The following is a 15,035-nucleotide window of genomic DNA, read 5'->3' as shown; positions in this document are numbered from 1 at the left end:
TGCGCCGCCGTGGTCGCGCATTGCATCAATCGTTTCTCTGATACAACTCGGCCTCGGCCGCGCGGCGGTTGACCAAGCCCTTGAGCACCCGCCCGGCGGCGCGGTTCCAGCGGGCGAATTCGCGCGCCGCGCCTTCGTGATCGCCGGCGATGTGCTTGCGCGTCAGGGTCGCGCGGGCGATCGCGCCGGTGTTGTAGTGGAAGCTCACGAGGGCATCGAACTGGTTCTGCGAGGTGGGCGCGGTGCCGAGTGCGGCGGCAACCTCGGCGGAATAGCGCGCGAGATCCTCGGCGAGGCGCTCATCGCATTGCGCCTGCGTCCAGCAGGTTCCGGGCCCGATTCGCCCGCCGTGGAAACCGTCGCGCCCGGTTGCGCCCCAGCCGATCGTCCAAGGCTCGCCCCCGCTGGCGGGATCGGGATAGGCCTCCACCAGCCTGTCGCTGCGCAGCCGCGCACAGCCTTCGAAGCGCTTGATCAGCGCGATTCCGGCGGGGCTAACCACGGCAGGCACCGCCGTGTTGGAGACACATGAGACACTGTCCAAGGGCAAAAAATCTTCCCCCGGCGCGGTCTCGTTTTGCGCCGGTTCTGGCGCGGGGGCAGCGGAGAGGGACTGGAGCCGGCGCATCAGCGTCAGCAGCGAAGAAGCGGGGCGAAAGGTCATGGTGATGGGCCTCCGGAGCGGTTGGCGGGACAGCGAGGCCGGGCAATTAGGCACAGTTTCCACGAGTAGGAAAATCCCCAATGCCGGGGTGACAAGAGCTCTTGACTGACAAGAGTTCTTGACTGTAAAGAGCTCTTGTCAGGACGGCGGGGATATACCCGCCGCCCGGATGCCACCACCACGTCACAGGTCTGCCCGCGCTTGGAAAACCGTCTCAAACATTACCGCGAGGCACGCGGCTGGAGCCAGGGCGAGCTTGCCCGGCGGCTCGGCGTGTCGCGCCAGACGATCAACGCGGTCGAGACCGACAAGTACGATCCGTCGCTGCCGCTTGCGCTGCGCATGGCGCGCCTGTTCGGGGTGGCGGTGCCCGACCTGTTCATCGACCATTGGGAGCCCGATGCATGACCGGCGATACCACCCCTCCGCGCGCCCCGTCCAAGTGGCGCAAGATGCTTCTGCAGCTGACCGGCGGCCTGATTTTCGGCGGAGCGGTCGGCTATGGCGTGGGCCATTTCGCGGGCGATGTCGCCGCTGCGCGAGGGCTGGAGCGCCTGCCGCTGTCGGTCGAGATCGCCGGACTGGTGGCGTTGGTCTATATCCTGATCGCCGCCATCGTGCTCGCGGGCGCATCGAGCCCTACGTTCGGGGCCAAGATCCTGAATGTCGAGGATGCCGACGAGGTGCGCGAGATGCAGTCGCAATTCGTCGATGCCGGGCTTGCGATGCTGCTGTGGGGCATTGCCCTGCTGGCGCTGGCCTGCGCGGCGCCGGTCGGGCCGCTCGCGGCGCCGGTCGCGCTGGCGATCGGAGCGATCGGACTGCTGGCGGGGGTGTGGTTCGCGGTGCGGAGCTACCGTGCGGCGGACGAGATGATGCTCGCGACCAATCTCGAAGCCGGCGCGCTCACCTACGGGCTGGTGCTGGTGGGTGTCGGCGGCTGGGCGATGGCTGCGCACGTGGGCTATGCGACCGCGCCTGCGCCGATCGATCTGCTGACCGCGTTCTACGTGCTGGTGCTCGCGGCGACCTTCATCACGGCCGGGCGGCGCGGGATGTTGTGGCCGCGCTAACCGGGCGGTTGTCGGCGGCACACGAAAAGGGCGCCTGCCGCGTGGCAGGCGCCCTTTCGTTTGGCTGCGATCCGGTGCGGATCAGAAGCGGTAGGTCATCGTCCCGCGATAGACCTGCACATCGGCGGTGGTGCGGCCGATGGTGGTGTCTGCGCCGACGCTGAACTGCAGCGGACCATCGCCCACGGTCGCGCTGATGCCGACTTCACCCCAGGTGTGATCGCCCTGATCGAGCACGAAGTTGGCATTCGGGCCCACCCCTTGCGCGAAGTTGGCGCCGAGCAGCTGCGGGCCGTCCTCGAACTCCCACACCAGCTGGGCCGAGCCGTTGATCGACACGCCCTTGCCCCGGTTTTCGTAGTCGAAGCCGAAGCGCGCCTGCTTGCTCTCGTAATTCTCCCGCGACACGGCGAGCGCGGTGGTGCCACCGGTTTCGCGCACGGTGTCGAGATCGACGCTGGCATAGCGCGCCTCGATCCCCGGCGAGATGGTGCCGATGCCGCTGGTGATGTCGTAGGACAGGCCCAGCGCACCCGAGATCAGGCGGTCATCCGAGGTGGAGGTCAGGCTCTGCGTCGCGCCGAGGAACTGCACCGTGCGGGTGGTGTCGAGCCCGAGGCTGCCCATGCTGAACTGCGCATCCAGCACCGGGCCATCGGTGAAGGCATGGCGCAGGTAGAGCGAAGCGGCATAGGTCTGGCTGTCGACCCGCTGGCCGAGCGGCGTGTCGGCTTCGAGGTCGTTGTAGTAGCCCGACAGGCCGACCATGGTGTTCTCGCCCGGGTAGAACTCGATACCGCCGGCGATGAACAGGCCGGTGATGTCGGTTTCCTGCGCGAAGCCGGGCAGGCTGTCCGCCTCGCCGCTGACATAGCCGCCCGAGAGGAAGATGCCGACATTTTCGGGCAGGCTGCTCTCGGTCATTTCGGTTTCGCCGCCGTCCTGCATCGACATCAGCGCGCCGCCGAGCGGGGCACCGACCGGGGCGAGGCTCATCTGCGCCAGATCCAGCGGACGCCCGGTGACGGCAATCTTGCCGCCCGCGCGCGACTTGTCAGCCTCACGCATCCGCGCATCGTTGAAGTTCTGCAGCAGGCTGACCGACATCTGCGAGATCGAACGCACCGCCTGCTCGTTCACCGGGGCGAGCCCGTCGAAGGTGCTGCGGATGGTCTCGGCCGAAGCGAAGTCCAGCGCGTAGAGATCGGCCAGCGCCGCGTTCGGGCGGTTCTGGTCGAACAGTTGGGCGTAGGCATCCTGCACCGGGTTGTTCGGATCGATCACCGACGAATAGTTCGCCGCCTCAATCTCCATCAGCACGGCATTGTCCTGATAGATGAAATTCTGGCTGAGGATCGCCGAAAGCTGGCGTTCGGTGAAGGTGCCGCTGACGCCTTCGGTGCCGGTGACGATGGTGTAGGTCTGGCCGTTGCCGTTGACCCGCTGGGTCACGCCCATGCCGAGGTTCACGATCCCGCCGACATTGGCGATCCCGGTCACCGCGAGGCGATCCGAGGTCGCGCCGGCGCCGAGGTCGACATTGAACTGCGTGCCCGAGGACATCACCAGATTGCCGTCGATCGTGAGCGTGCCGATGGTGCCCATCGTGCCGGGCGAGAAGACGCCCGTGATGCTGGTCAGGAACGGCGCGGTGACCGTGCCGGTGCCTTCGAGCATCCCGGCAAACAGCGTGTAATCGCCCACCGAGGTGAGGCCGCCATTGACGTTCACCCGGCCGCCGAACTGGTTGATGTCGATCAGCGAGGTGAGGTCGCCCGCCGCGGCCACCGTCAGCCCGGCATTGCCGCGCACGGTCAGCCGGTCGATGGTGACTTCGCTCGAGAGCGTGGTGGTGCCGTCGCGGCTGAGCGTCACGTCGTAGTAGCGCGGATCGACGCGCACTTCGGCGGTGGTGACCGCGTCGATGTTGTCGGGCACGAAGCCGGTTGCGCCCGGCAGGCCGTTGGCCAGCGTCGGGGTGGGCAGCGTTGCTTCGCCGGCCTGCGCCTGAAGGTTGCTGGCGCGGTCCGCACGGGTTGCCGTCGGCGAGCCGAGCGCAGCGTCGAGCGCGGCCACTTCACCCGGCAGCGCGGTGATCTCTGCGCCGCCGGCGATGGCATCGAGCGACACCCGTGCGCGGCCGCTGGTCAGCTCGCCGCCTGCCGTGGCCGGCTGGTTGCCACCTTCGGGCGGCGTGAAGGTTTCCTCGATCTCGCCGGTGGCGATGTTGAAACATTCGTCACCCGGCTCTTCGAATTCGACGCAGAACGAACCGAACTTGCCGTCGGTGCCGTTCGGCCCGAGCTCGGGTGTGGTCGGCAGGCCGTTGACCACCTGGCCGGCGGAATTGATGATCCGGTACATCGGATCGAGATCGGTCTGCCAGTGGTTGGCATCTTCCCAGTTGCCGTTCCCGGCCTTGGCCGAGACATAGCGGTAGGGATTGTTCTCGACGATATACTGCCAGTAGAGCGACAGCGGCTGATAGAAGCTGGTGGTGCCGAGCGAGCCGAACGGCTGGGTGCCGCCGAAAATGCGCGAACCGCCCGACAGCACGCCGATCACCAGATCTTCGGTCGAGAGGGTATTGTTGGCCGCATCGAGGATCAGCGGGCCGCCCGAATCGCCGCCGGCGGTGGTGCCTTCGTTGGGCAGCGCATCGTCGCGGTGGATGTTGATGTCGCGGAAGAAGCTGCGATCCTGCGAGTCGAAGTCGAGCTGATAGAGGTTCTGCGGGAAGGTCGGATCGCCGGGGCCGAACAGGTAATTGTCCTGATCGTCGAGCGAGAAGAAGCCGCCCAGCATGTTCTCGGCCGCACGGCGGCGGAAGTCGATGCCCTCGACCGGGCCCTGAACCGCATTGCCGGTGCCGCCGTAGCCGACGATGTTGACGTGGTAGCCCGTGCCAAGCACCGGGTCGCTGGTTTCGGGCGCGGGCAGGGTGGTGAACAGCAGCGCCCAGGTCGGGATGCCGGCCGCCGGGGTATCGAGGCTGGCGAGCGCGATGTCGGCCTCGAGGAAGCCGAGCCCGAAAGCGTCCTGCGTCGAGCGCGCATCCCAGAAAATCCGGTTCACGTTGAACACACCGAGTTCCGGATTGCTGGCGAAGTTGTTGCCGAACCAGTTCACAAAGCCGGGAAAGGCATCGACATTGAAAGACCAGGCCGCCGGAATGCCGTCGACGTTATAGACCTCTTCAGGAACGTCGTTCACGCAGTGCGCGGCGAAAAGGACGGTGCGCGGATTGATCAGCGTGCCCGAGCAGACGAACCCGTCGGCGCGATAGAACATCCCGACGCCGCGGAACTGGTCATCGGTGTCGACGATCTCTTCCGAGTTGGTGTTCTCGTTCGGGACGACGGCCATGGCGGGAGTGGCGACAGCCGCCAGCGACAGCGCGGCCAGCGCCGACCCGGTCAGCAGGCTGCGGCGCGTATTCTGCGAGGAAATCATGTGCGTCTCTCCATTAGGGGACGGCTGCCCTGTCAGCCGATGGAGTGCACGCTAGCGTCTCAACCCGTTCTGGCAAATCGCTTTTGTGACTCTGTCACATCTGATTGTGCAGCGTTGCAATAATGCCTCAGCGTGTCGCGAGAAACAGCGTGTATCCCGCATAGAGCAGCACCAGCAGCGCGCCTTCGGCCCGCGACAGCTTCCATCCGCTGCGCAATTGCACCAGCAGCAGCGCGGTCACGCCCAGCATCGCCCAGATGTCGAAGGCCGCGATCTCGGCCGGCACGGCGATCGGCTGGATCACCGCAGTCGCGCCGAGGATGCCCATCACGTTGTAGATGCACGATCCCACGACATTGCCGAGCGCGACGTCGGCGTGCTTGCGGATCACCGCGACGACGCAGGCGATCAGTTCGGGCAGGGAGGTGCCGATCGCCACTACGGTGAGCCCGATCACGCTCTCCGATACCCCTGCCGCACTCGCGAGCACGGTCGCGCCGTCGACCAGCCAGCCCGCGCCGAAGATCGCCGCCACCAGGCCTGCGACGATCATCGCGCCGAGCACCACCGGCCCGGTATTGGGCGGCACCGGGACGTCTGCGGCCTCGGCCTCGTGGCGGTGGCACTCGTCATCATCCGCCGCGCGCTCCGATATGTAAGCATACCAGATATAGCCCACCAGACAGACGAGCAGCACCACGCCCGGCAGGCGGCCGATCACGCCGAGCAGCACCGCGCCGGTGCACAGCAAGGCGCTGCCGCCAAGCGCGATCGCATCGCGCTTGAACGAGCGCGGGTTCACCGCCAGCGGTGCGATCAGCGCCGATATGCCGAGGATCAGCAGGATGTTGGCGATGTTCGACCCCACCACATTGCCGATCGCGATCCCCGGCGCGCCCGCCATCGCCGCCTGCACGCTGGTGGCGAGTTCGGGCATCGAGGTGCCGAAGCCGACGATGGTGAGGCCCGCGAGCAGCGGCGAAATCCCGATCCGCGCCGCCATCCCGACAGCGCCGCGCACCAGCAGCTCGCCGCCGAGCGCAAGCAGGACGAGGCCCCCGGCCACCAGCAGGATCGATTGAGTCATGAAAATCCCCGTTGTCTCTGGCCCCGCGCGCATCCCTTTCCGGACGCGCGCGGACATGAGGTCCTTAAGCGCAAAAAGGCCGCCCGGTTCCCCGGACGGCCCTTTGTCTCGGCGCAAAGGGCCGGATGGCCCCTCGTCCGGAAATTACATCGAGTAATACATGTCGAATTCGACCGGGCACGGGGTGGTTTCGGTGCGGATCACCTCTTCCCACTTCAGTTCCATGTAGGCCTCGATCTGGTCCTTGGTGAACACGTCACCCTTGAGCAGGAACTCGTGATCGGCGGCGAGCGAGTCCAGCGCCTCGCGGAGCGAACCGCACACGGTCGGCACTTCGGCGAGTTCGGCCGGCGGCAGATCGTAGAGGTTCTTGTCCATCGCCTCGCCCGGGTGGATCTTGTTCTCGATCCCGTCGAGACCCGCCATCAGCAGCGCCGAATAGGCGAGGTAGGGGTTGGCCATCGCATCGGGGAAGCGGAACTCGACGCGCTTGGCCTTGTCGCCGCTGCCATAGGGAATGCGGCACGAGGCCGAGCGGTTGCGGGCCGAATAGGCCAGCAGCACCGGCGCCTCGAAGCCCGGCACCAGTCGCTTGTAGCTGTTGGTGGTCGGGTTGGTGAAGGCATTGAGCGCCTTGGCGTGCTTGATCACGCCGCCGATGTAGTAGAGGCACATTTCCGACAGGCCGGCATATTCATTGCCCGCGAACATCGGCTTGCCGTCCTTCCAGATCGACATGTGGGTGTGCATCCCCGATCCGTTATCGGCCTTGATCGGCTTGGGCATGAAGGTCGCGGTCTTGCCATAGGCATGCGCGACCTGGTGCACGACATACTTGTAGATCTGCATCCGGTCGGCGGTCTGCACCAGCGTGCCGAAGGTCAGACCCAGTTCGTGCTGGGCGGCGGCGACTTCGTGGTGGTGCTTGTCGCAGGGCAGGCCCATTTCGAGCATGGTGGTGACCATCTCGGCGCGGATGTCGACAGCACTGTCGACCGGCGCGACGGGGAAGTAACCGCCCTTGGCGCGCGGGCGGTGGCCCATGTTGCCCTGGTCATATTCCTTGGCGGTGTTGGTCGGCAGTTCGATATCGTCGATCGAGAAGCCCGAGCCGGCATAGCCGTCCTCGAAGCGCACGTCGTCGAACATGAAGAATTCGGCTTCCGGGCCGACATAGACGGTGTCGCCCAGGCCAGTCGACTTGAGGTAGGCCTCGGCGCGCTTGGCGGTGGTGCGCGGATCGCGGCTGTACCAGTCGCCGGTCGAAGGCTCGACGATGTCGCAGTTGATGATCAGCATCGGGGTGGCGCTGAAGGGATCGATCCAGGTCTCGCTGAGGTCGGGCTTCAGGATCATGTCGGATTCGTTGATGACCTTCCAGCCGGCGATCGACGAACCATCGAACATGAGGCCATCCTCAAGCTCGTCCTCGCCCATCACGCCGGCGACCATGGTGAGGTGCTGCCACTTGCCCTTGGGATCGGTGAAACGCAGATCGACCCACTCGATTTCCTCGTCCTTGATCAGCTTGAGGACGTCTTTTGCTTTCGACATTTTGGTAGTGCCTCCGATTACGTGATTATGGCCAGCCCGCCCGAGATTGCTCAATTGTGCGGGCAAGCGGGAGAGGGTGGAAAATCAGATTGCGTCGTCGTTGGTCTCGCCCGTGCGGATGCGCAGCGCGCTTTCGATCGGGGTGACGAAGATCTTGCCGTCGCCGATGCGCCCGGTCTGCGCGGCGGCGGCGATGGCTTCGACCACGCGTTCGGCCTGATCGTCGGCGACGACCACTTCGAGCTTCACCTTGGGCAGGAAGTCGACGACATATTCGGCGCCGCGATAGAGTTCGGTATGGCCCTTCTGACGGCCGAAACCCTTGGCTTCGGTGACGGTGATGCCGGACACGCCGATTTCGTGCAGCGCCTCCTTCACTTCGTCGAGCTTGAAGGGCTTGATGATCGCTTCGATCTTTTTCACGTCGTCCCCGTCCGGTTGGGCCATCCGCGCCGCGCGCGAAAGCTGACCGTTTCTTAACAAGAACCGTGCCAAGCCCTAGGTGGTGGCTGCGAACGATCCTTGCCGCTTGAAGACTCAAGGACGTGGATGTCTTTCGCCGATGGGGGCGGGTTAGCAAGATTATGGTGCACTGCGCAATGGTGCACAGCCATTCATCGCGCCATGCCTAAATTTTAAGCAACTTACAGGCGCAGGCCGGTGGTTTCGGGCAGGCCGCACATGATGTTGAGGTTCTGGATCGCGGCCCCAGACGCGCCCTTGCCGAGGTTGTCGAGCACCGCGACGAGGCGGGCCTGGGCGCCGTCCGCAGAGGCGTAGACATGAAGTGCCAACCCGTCCCACGCGGGCGCGGATTTGAGCAGCAGCAGTTCGGCGGGAACCGGAGACAATGGCGCAAGGCTGACGAAGGCGCTGTCCGCATAGAAGTCCGCAAGCGCGCCGTGCAGCGCCTCGCCACGCGGCTGGCCGGGGAGAGCGGACAGCGACAGCGGCACGTCCACCACCATCCCGCGATGCGCCGGAATGACACTCGGCGAAAAGACCGGCGGATGGGTGAGACCGGCATAGGCCTGCATTTCGGGCAGATGCTTGTGGCCTCCGCCGAGGCCATAGGCGCGGAAGGCGATGTCCGTGTCTGCCTCGAAGCGGTCGATCAGCGCATTGCCGCCGCCCGAATAGCCGCTCACCGCGTTCACGGTGTAGGGCCAGTCGGCGGACAGCAACCCATCGCGCACCAGCGGCGCGACGAGCGCGAGGAAGCCGGTGGGGTAGCACCCCGGATTGCTCACCAGCCGGGCCTTGGCGATCTTTTCGCGCCCGATCAGTTCGGGAAAGCCATAGGTCCACCCCTCGGCCACCCTGTGCGCTGACGATGCGTCGATGATGCGCGTGCCCGAACCCTCCGCCAGCTTTACCGCCTCTTTCGCGGCCTCGTCCGGCAGGCACAGGATCGCGATGTCGGCGGCGTGGAGCGCGTCGCGACGGGCGCTCTCGTCCTTTCGCTGGGCATCGTCGAGCACCAGCAATTCGAACTCGTCGCGCCCCGTCAGCCGCTCGCGGATTTCGAGGCCGGTGGTGCCCGCGGCACCGTCGATGAACAGCCGGATCGCCACGACGAGTCAGGCGTTCGAAGGAGCGAGTTCGCTCGCCCGGCACCAGCCGCTCGGCCCTTGTGGACCGGGGCAGCCCCAGACCCACTCGCCCGCCACGTCGAGCAGTTCGAACCGGCTTCCGGCGGGCAATTGCGCGAATACTTCAGCATCGCCGCGCGGGTTGAGCCTGAGGCCTGCACCTGCCGCACCGACGCTGCGGACATGGGGGATGACGTAATGCGCCGCCAGATGCGTTCCCGCGAGCGCCATGTGCGCCAGATCGCCGCGCAAGGGCAGCGTGCCGGGCGCAGGCTTTTCCACCGGGCCCTTCAGACCCAGCACGCCCGCCGGCACGGCATAATCGGAAATCTCGCGCGACGCGCCGCTCATGGGTTGTGCCTTGGCCTTCTCAGGTGACGCGCGCACCCTGTCCCCTGCGGGCGCGGCGTGGCAGGCCCGTTAGCGCCAAGCGGCGCGCGGGGCAAGGTCATGCGCCCCAAACCTAGGCATACCGCGCGCGGATGGCGTGCCAAGCGCCGCGCAGGCCAAGGCCCCGCCCGCCGCGCGCGCGGCCCGGCTTGGGCGCGGGGCTCCACGCAAAGGTGTCGTAATGCACCCAGTCGATCCCCTCGCCCACGAAGCGGTCGAGGAACAGCCCCGCGACGCTCGCCCCGGCGAAGGGATTGCTCGCCGAATTGGCCATGTCGGCAACGTCCGAGGCGAGGTATTCGCGATAGGCCTCGGGCAGCGGCAAGCGCCATGCGGCATCGTCATGCGCCTTGCCTGCGGCGAGGAAAGCCTCGGCGGTCTCGTCATTCCGGGCAAACAGCGCGGGCAGATCGGGGCCGAGCGCCACCCGCGCCGCGCCGGTGAGCGTGGCGAAATCGACGATCAGATCGGGGTTCTCCTCCGAAGCGCGGGTCAGCGCATCGCCGAGGATCAACCGGCCTTCGGCATCGGTGTTGTCGATTTCGACCGTCAGCCCCTTGCGGCTCCTGAGGATGTCGCCGGGCCGGAACGCGCCGCCGCTGATGGCATTTTCCACCGCCGGGATCAGCAGATGCAGCCGCACCTTCAGCCGCGCGCCCATCACCAGCCCCGCGAGCGCCAGCGCGTGGGCCGCGCCGCCCATGTCCTTCTTCATCAGCCGCATGCCCGCGCCCGGCTTGATGTTGAGCCCCCCGCTGTCGAAGCACACGCCCTTGCCGACCACCGCCAGCACCGGATGCGCCGCATCGCCCCAGACGAGATGCATCAGCCGCGGCGCATGATGGCGCGCCGCCGCGCGCCCGACTGCGTGGATCATCGGATAGTCCTGCTCCAGCGCATCGCCGCGGACCACGGTGAGTTCGGCCTTGTGCGCCTTGGCCAACCGCTCGCACTCCGCCTCGATCGCGGCGGGGCCCATGTCCTCGGGCGGGGCGTTGACGAGATCGCGCAGCAGGCACTCCGCCTCGGCTTCGGCGAGAGCGGGTTCGATCTGCCCGACCTGTCCGGTGAGCAGCACGCGCGGGCCCTGCGCCTTGTCCTCGCTCTTGTAGCGGGCGAAGCGGTATTGTCCCGTCACCCAGCCGAACATCGCCGGGCCCGGATCGCCGGTTGCGAGGCGGTAAGTGCCTTCGGGCAGCTCCTCTGCCAGCTTGGCGAGGCACCAGCTCGACAGGCTTTCGGGGTTGGCGACGCCGCCCACCGCGAACCAGCTGTCGCCGTCGGGGACGATCGCGGTCTGATAGCCGCCGCCTTCGAATTTCTGCGCGGCGAGACTTGCGCGCTGGCCTGCGGTGAGGCCCTTGGCGAAGGCCTCGAAACCGTCCTTGTTGACAAGGTGAATGGCAATCGCGTCTTCGCCGCGGTCGGGGCGGATCAAGGCTTTGGGTTCGCTCATGCCTGTTCCATAATCACGCGCACGCCGATGTCACCAGCAGATTCGGCATGAGGAGAGTGGTGCGATGAGAGTTTCAACCCGGGTCGGCAATGCGATGATGGCGGCGCCCGCAGCCGCTGCACTGTGGCTGGCCGCCTGTGCCGCGCCCGACGAGGCCGCCGATACGAGCGCCGCGCAAAGCGCGACCCCTGAGCCCGCCGCTGCCTCCGCAACGCCTGCCGCTCCGGCGGCCAAGGCGGTCGCCTTCACCGATAATGCCGAACAGGGCGAGGCGAAGCGCGAATTCGCCTATTCCTGGCCCGCCGAAGTCTCCGCGATCCCCGCGCTGGCGACGCGCTTTACCGAGGAGCGCGATCGGCTGCTCGGCGAACAGAAGGCGGACTGGGAGGAATCGCTGCGCGAATTCGGCGGCAGCGACTGTGTCGCCTGCGTCAATCGCGGGGCGGACAAGAGCTGGGCGGTGGTCGCCGATCTGCCGCGCTTCCTCTCGCTCTCGGCTGAGATCTACGCCTACACCGGCGGCGCGCATGGCAACAGCGGATCGGCCGCGCTCGTCTGGGATCGGGAGACCGGCACGGGGCTGGAATCGCGCGATTTCTTCACCTCGCCCAAAGCCTTGCAGGACGCGCTCGGCGCGGCGTGGTGCAAGGGGCTGGTCGCCGCAAGGCGCCGAAAGATGGGGGCCGACGCGCCGGTCGACGACGGCATGTTCCCCTGTCCGCCGATCGCTGATCTGACTGTGCTGCTGGGTTCGAAAGGCAAGACCCATTTCGACCGCATCGGCCTGATCGCCGATCCCTATGTCGCCGGTTCCTATGCGGAGGGGGCTTACGAGGTGACGCTGCCGGTAACCCCCGCGGTGCTCGCGGCGGTGAAGCCCGAATACAAGGCGGCCTTCGCGCTCGCAAAGTAGCTTTTTGGTGCGGGGCTCGCTATGTAGCGGCCATGCACGATTATCAACTCGTTGACGGCGATCAGACCGTCTATCGCGATGGCTCCATCAAGCTCCACACCGCCGAGGGCTTTGAAGGGATGCGGAAAGCCGGGCGACTGGCCGCCGAAATCCTCGATGCGCTGGCCGATATGGTCAAGCCGGGGGTGACCACCGGCGCGCTCGACGATGCGATCCGGGGGATGATGCTGGATGCAGGCGCGATCCCGGCGACGCTCGGCTACCGCGGCTATGCGCATTCGAGCTGCATCTCGATCAACCATGTGATCTGCCACGGCATTCCGGGCGACAAGGTGCTGAAGGATGGCGACATCCTCAACATCGACGTGACCCCGCTGGTCGACGGCTGGCACGGCGACACCTCGCGGATGTTCTACGCGGGCGAGCCGTCGCTGAAGGCGCGCAAGCTGGTCGAGGTGACCTACGAATGCCTGATGCTCGGCATTGAGGCCGCACAGCCTGGCGCGCGGCTGGGCGATATCGGCGCGGCGATTGCCGCCCATGCGGCGCAGTTCCGCTACGGGGTGGTGCGCGAGTTCTGCGGGCACGGCCTCGGTCGGTTGTTCCACGATGCCCCCGAAGTGGTCCACGATGCCCGCCCGGGCACAGGGCCGGAGCTGAAGCCGGGGATGTTCTTCACCATCGAGCCGATGATCAACCTCGGCAAGCCCTGGGCCAAGGTGCTCGGCGACGGCTGGACGGCGGTGACCCGCGACAAGAGCCTGTCGGCGCAGTTCGAGCACTCGATCGCGATTACCGAGACGGGCAACGAGATTTTCACCAAGAGCCCGACGGGGCGGGATTTCCCGCCTTACGTGTGATCTTGGGCACCAAATTGACGCCTCCCCGGGCTTGACCCGGGGCCCCGCTCACTCGGTTCCTACAAAAATAGCACCGCCAGCACGGCGCTCATCACCACCACCAGCCCGACTGAAAATCCCAGCATCGCCAGCACCGGCCGCGTCACGCGCCCGTGCAGCACCCAGTCATAGCCGCCCGCGACCAGCACCGTGATCGGCACCTGCACCGCGATTGCGACCGGATCGGGCAGGCCGAGCACCTGCACCACGCGGGCATAGGCGGGGGTCATCAGCGCCAGTGTCGCGATCAGCATCGCCTGCCGGTGTGCGGCAATGTCGCGGCGGCGGGCGTAGTGGAGGGCGAGGAAATAGAGCGGCACGAAGGTCGCAAAAGCCGCGAGGTTCACCACCGTCACCTCGGGGCGGCCTAGCTCCTCGCCGATGCGCCACGAGATCGCCCCGCCGCTCACCAGCATCGCCCCCACCAGCGCAATCGAAGCACGGCCGCTCGCCCGGTGGGCGGCCAGCTTGAACTTCGCGGCGAGGAAGCTCTGGCTTGCCAGCAGGATCAGCCAGGCGATCATGCTCCCGGCGTGGAACACCACGATCGGCGTATAGCGCGCCTGCACTTGCGGGTGCGCGATCGCTTTCAGCCCGAAGGCGAACAGCGTGAAGCCCAGCAGCGCCAGCGCGATGTTGCCCATCAATGTGTTGGCGCGAACGTGGCTTTCTGGCGCTCTCACTAGTTCTCCCTTGTGGCCCGGATCGCGGCTCCGGCGGCAAACGGAGCGAGTGCCACCAGCGCGAGGCTTATGGCTCCAACGAAGCCGAGGCTGACTTGATCCTGACGGGCGAGCGCTCCCGCGCCGAAAATCAGGATCGGCAGCGCCAGCGGGATCAGGAGCAGCCCCGAAAGCGCCGCGCCCGCCCGCAGCGAAGCGGTCAGCGCGGCGATCATCAGGCCGATGGCGGCGAGCCCCGGCGTGCCCGCCAGCAGCCCCAGAAGGAGGATCTGGAACGTCTCGCCTTCGATCTTGAGCAGCGCGGCAGCGGGGAAGGTCGCCAGCAGCAGCGGCGGGCCGAAGCTCAGCCAATGGGCGAGGAGCCGCACTGCCATCATCGCTTCTTCCGCCACACCGCGCAGCCGCAGCTGGTCGAAAAACCCGAGCGCGATATCGCGCGCCACCAGCTTTTCGAGCGGCAGGATCGCCGCCAGCAGCGCCGCGATCCACACCACCCCGCCGCCGGTGCGCGCCAGCACGTTCGCATCCGGGCCGACCGCGAAGGGGAACAGCATGGCGACCGCGACGAAGAAAACGACAGGCAGTGCCGCGCCGCTTCCGGTGAAGGGGAAGAACTGCGCTAGATCGCGGCGGAGCAGGGCGGCGATCATGCCGCGTCCTCCTCCGACGGCGCAGGGGCGAAATCCTCGATCGCAAAGCTCGTCATCCCCGGCACGTCCAGCGGCTGGTGCGAGGCGATCAGCGCGATCCCGCCGGCCGCGCAATGTTCGCGCACCAGTTCCGACACCAGCCCTTGCGAGGCCGTGTCGAGGCCGGACAGCGGCTCGTCGAGCAGCCAGACCGGCGCGGCCTGTCCCAGCACGCGGGCGAGCGCGGCGCGCTTTCTCTGACCGGTCGAGAGGTATCCCACCGGCACCTCGGCCAGCGTATCGAGCCGCAGCCGCGTCATGATCGCCTCCGCCGCGCCCGCGCCGTCCAGCGCGAACCAGAAGGCGAGCGCCTTGCCCAGCGGAAGGTCGGGATCGAGCCCGGTGCGCTCGTCGAGCAGCGCCAGTGCGCCCTCGCGCGTCACGCTCCCGGCATAGGGCGTCGTCAGACCGGAGAGCGCGCGGATGAGCGTCGTCTTGCCCGCACCGTTCGCGCCGGTGACATGGCACGCCGCGCCCGCTTCCAGCCCGAACGACAGCCGCCGGAACAGCAGCCGCTCGCCCCGGCGGCAGGCGAGGTTGTCGGCAATCAGCGAGGGGCGGGGCGCTTGCATTCGTCCGCTG

Annotated in this window: 15 protein-coding genes; 4 read left to right on the top strand and 11 right to left on the bottom strand. The window is 67.0% G+C overall.

Going from position 1 to position 15,035, the window contains the following annotated elements:
• Positions 1-25: 25 nt before the first annotated feature.
• Positions 26-511 (bottom strand): lysozyme, encoded by a 486-nt coding sequence (locus E2E27_RS15720; protein WP_234036088.1) that lies wholly within the window; start codon positions 509-511, stop codon positions 26-28.
• 354 nt (positions 512-865) lie between these two features.
• Here E2E27_RS15720 and E2E27_RS15715 point away from each other — a divergent pair, with 354 nt between their 5' ends.
• Together E2E27_RS15715 and E2E27_RS15710 are read left to right on the top strand one after the other, a co-directional pair.
• The gene (locus tag E2E27_RS15715) at positions 866-1,072 is read left to right on the top strand and encodes a helix-turn-helix transcriptional regulator (RefSeq protein ID WP_141460728.1); all 207 of its coding nucleotides are present in this window, start codon (positions 866-868) and stop codon (positions 1,070-1,072) included.
• Positions 1,069-1,737 carry a hypothetical protein gene (locus tag E2E27_RS15710; RefSeq protein WP_141460726.1) on the top strand — a complete coding sequence of 223 codons (669 nt, stop codon included), beginning with the start codon at positions 1,069-1,071 and terminating at the stop codon, positions 1,735-1,737. Before E2E27_RS15715 ends, E2E27_RS15710 begins: the two co-directional genes overlap by 4 nt.
• A gap of 81 nt (positions 1,738-1,818) precedes the next feature.
• Here the strand turns inward: E2E27_RS15710 and E2E27_RS15705 are convergent, their stop codons facing one another.
• The 7 genes from E2E27_RS15705 to E2E27_RS15675 form a co-directional block, all read right to left on the bottom strand.
• Complete coding sequence (locus E2E27_RS15705; RefSeq protein ID WP_141460724.1) at positions 1,819-5,190, bottom strand: autotransporter domain-containing protein; 3,372 nt, start codon at positions 5,188-5,190, stop codon at positions 1,819-1,821.
• A gap of 127 nt (positions 5,191-5,317) precedes the next feature.
• Positions 5,318-6,277: a calcium/sodium antiporter gene (locus E2E27_RS15700; RefSeq protein ID WP_141460722.1), complete on the bottom strand. Its 960-nt coding sequence runs from the start codon at positions 6,275-6,277 to the stop codon at positions 5,318-5,320.
• 144 nt (positions 6,278-6,421) lie between these two features.
• Complete coding sequence (gene glnA / locus E2E27_RS15695) at positions 6,422-7,831, bottom strand: type I glutamate--ammonia ligase (protein ID WP_141460720.1); 1,410 nt, start codon at positions 7,829-7,831, stop codon at positions 6,422-6,424.
• An 84-nt stretch (positions 7,832-7,915) separates the two neighbouring features.
• Positions 7,916-8,254 carry a P-II family nitrogen regulator gene (locus E2E27_RS15690; protein ID WP_086608397.1) on the bottom strand — a complete coding sequence of 113 codons (339 nt, stop codon included), beginning with the start codon at positions 8,252-8,254 and terminating at the stop codon, positions 7,916-7,918.
• A gap of 221 nt (positions 8,255-8,475) precedes the next feature.
• A complete protein-coding gene (gene argC, locus E2E27_RS15685; protein WP_141460718.1) occupies positions 8,476-9,405 on the bottom strand; it encodes an N-acetyl-gamma-glutamyl-phosphate reductase in 930 nt (309 codons plus the stop codon).
• A gap of 6 nt (positions 9,406-9,411) precedes the next feature.
• The gene (locus E2E27_RS15680) at positions 9,412-9,774 is read right to left on the bottom strand and encodes a hypothetical protein (RefSeq protein WP_141460716.1); all 363 of its coding nucleotides are present in this window, start codon (positions 9,772-9,774) and stop codon (positions 9,412-9,414) included.
• 112 nt (positions 9,775-9,886) lie between these two features.
• Complete coding sequence (locus E2E27_RS15675) at positions 9,887-11,269, bottom strand: leucyl aminopeptidase family protein (protein WP_141460714.1); 1,383 nt, start codon at positions 11,267-11,269, stop codon at positions 9,887-9,889.
• 64 nt (positions 11,270-11,333) lie between these two features.
• Between E2E27_RS15675 and E2E27_RS15670 the strand changes: the two genes are divergently transcribed.
• Both E2E27_RS15670 and map read left to right on the top strand, forming a co-directional pair.
• A complete protein-coding gene (locus E2E27_RS15670) occupies positions 11,334-12,182 on the top strand; it encodes a polysaccharide deacetylase family protein (protein WP_141460712.1) in 849 nt (282 codons plus the stop codon).
• 32 nt (positions 12,183-12,214) lie between these two features.
• Positions 12,215-13,042, top strand: a complete 828-nt coding sequence (gene map / locus E2E27_RS15665; RefSeq protein ID WP_141460710.1) for a type I methionyl aminopeptidase — start codon at positions 12,215-12,217, stop codon at positions 13,040-13,042.
• 59 nt (positions 13,043-13,101) lie between these two features.
• On the opposite strand, the gene E2E27_RS15660 is transcribed toward map, so the two are convergent.
• The 3 genes from E2E27_RS15660 to ccmA are packed head-to-tail and all read right to left on the bottom strand — an operon-like array spanning position 13,102 to position 15,025.
• Positions 13,102-13,764: a hypothetical protein gene (locus E2E27_RS15660; RefSeq protein ID WP_234036087.1), complete on the bottom strand. Its 663-nt coding sequence runs from the start codon at positions 13,762-13,764 to the stop codon at positions 13,102-13,104.
• Positions 13,764-14,414: a heme exporter protein CcmB gene (locus E2E27_RS15655; RefSeq protein WP_141460706.1), complete on the bottom strand. Its 651-nt coding sequence runs from the start codon at positions 14,412-14,414 to the stop codon at positions 13,764-13,766. The genes E2E27_RS15660 and E2E27_RS15655 overlap by 1 nt, the downstream gene beginning before the upstream one ends.
• Positions 14,411-15,025: a heme ABC exporter ATP-binding protein CcmA gene (gene ccmA, locus E2E27_RS15650; RefSeq protein WP_141460704.1), complete on the bottom strand. Its 615-nt coding sequence runs from the start codon at positions 15,023-15,025 to the stop codon at positions 14,411-14,413. The genes E2E27_RS15655 and ccmA overlap by 4 nt, the downstream gene beginning before the upstream one ends.
• Between the last annotated feature and the right edge of the window lie 10 nt (positions 15,026-15,035).

Source organism: Porphyrobacter sp. YT40 (assembly GCF_006542605.1).
Taxonomy (GTDB): Bacteria; Pseudomonadota; Alphaproteobacteria; order Sphingomonadales; family Sphingomonadaceae; genus Erythrobacter.
The sequence above is the reverse complement of the archived record's forward strand: the minus strand, read 5'-3'. Positions and strand labels throughout refer to the sequence as shown.

Coding starts and splice junctions, on each gene's coding strand:
- E2E27_RS15710 (WP_141460726.1), top strand. CDS start 1,069: ATGACCGGCGATACCACCCCTCCGCGCGCCCCGTCCAAGTGGCGCAAG.
- E2E27_RS15705 (WP_141460724.1), bottom strand. CDS start 5,190: ATGATTTCCTCGCAGAATACGCGCCGCAGCCTGCTGACCGGGTCGGCG.
- E2E27_RS15700 (WP_141460722.1), bottom strand. CDS start 6,277: ATGACTCAATCGATCCTGCTGGTGGCCGGGGGCCTCGTCCTGCTTGCG.
- glnA (WP_141460720.1), bottom strand. CDS start 7,831: ATGTCGAAAGCAAAAGACGTCCTCAAGCTGATCAAGGACGAGGAAATC.
- E2E27_RS15680 (WP_141460716.1), bottom strand. CDS start 9,774: ATGAGCGGCGCGTCGCGCGAGATTTCCGATTATGCCGTGCCGGCGGGC.
- E2E27_RS15675 (WP_141460714.1), bottom strand. CDS start 11,269: ATGAGCGAACCCAAAGCCTTGATCCGCCCCGACCGCGGCGAAGACGCG.
- E2E27_RS15670 (WP_141460712.1), top strand. CDS start 11,334: ATGAGAGTTTCAACCCGGGTCGGCAATGCGATGATGGCGGCGCCCGCA.
- map (WP_141460710.1), top strand. CDS start 12,215: ATGCACGATTATCAACTCGTTGACGGCGATCAGACCGTCTATCGCGAT.
- E2E27_RS15655 (WP_141460706.1), bottom strand. CDS start 14,414: ATGATCGCCGCCCTGCTCCGCCGCGATCTAGCGCAGTTCTTCCCCTTC.
- ccmA (WP_141460704.1), bottom strand. CDS start 15,025: ATGCAAGCGCCCCGCCCCTCGCTGATTGCCGACAACCTCGCCTGCCGC.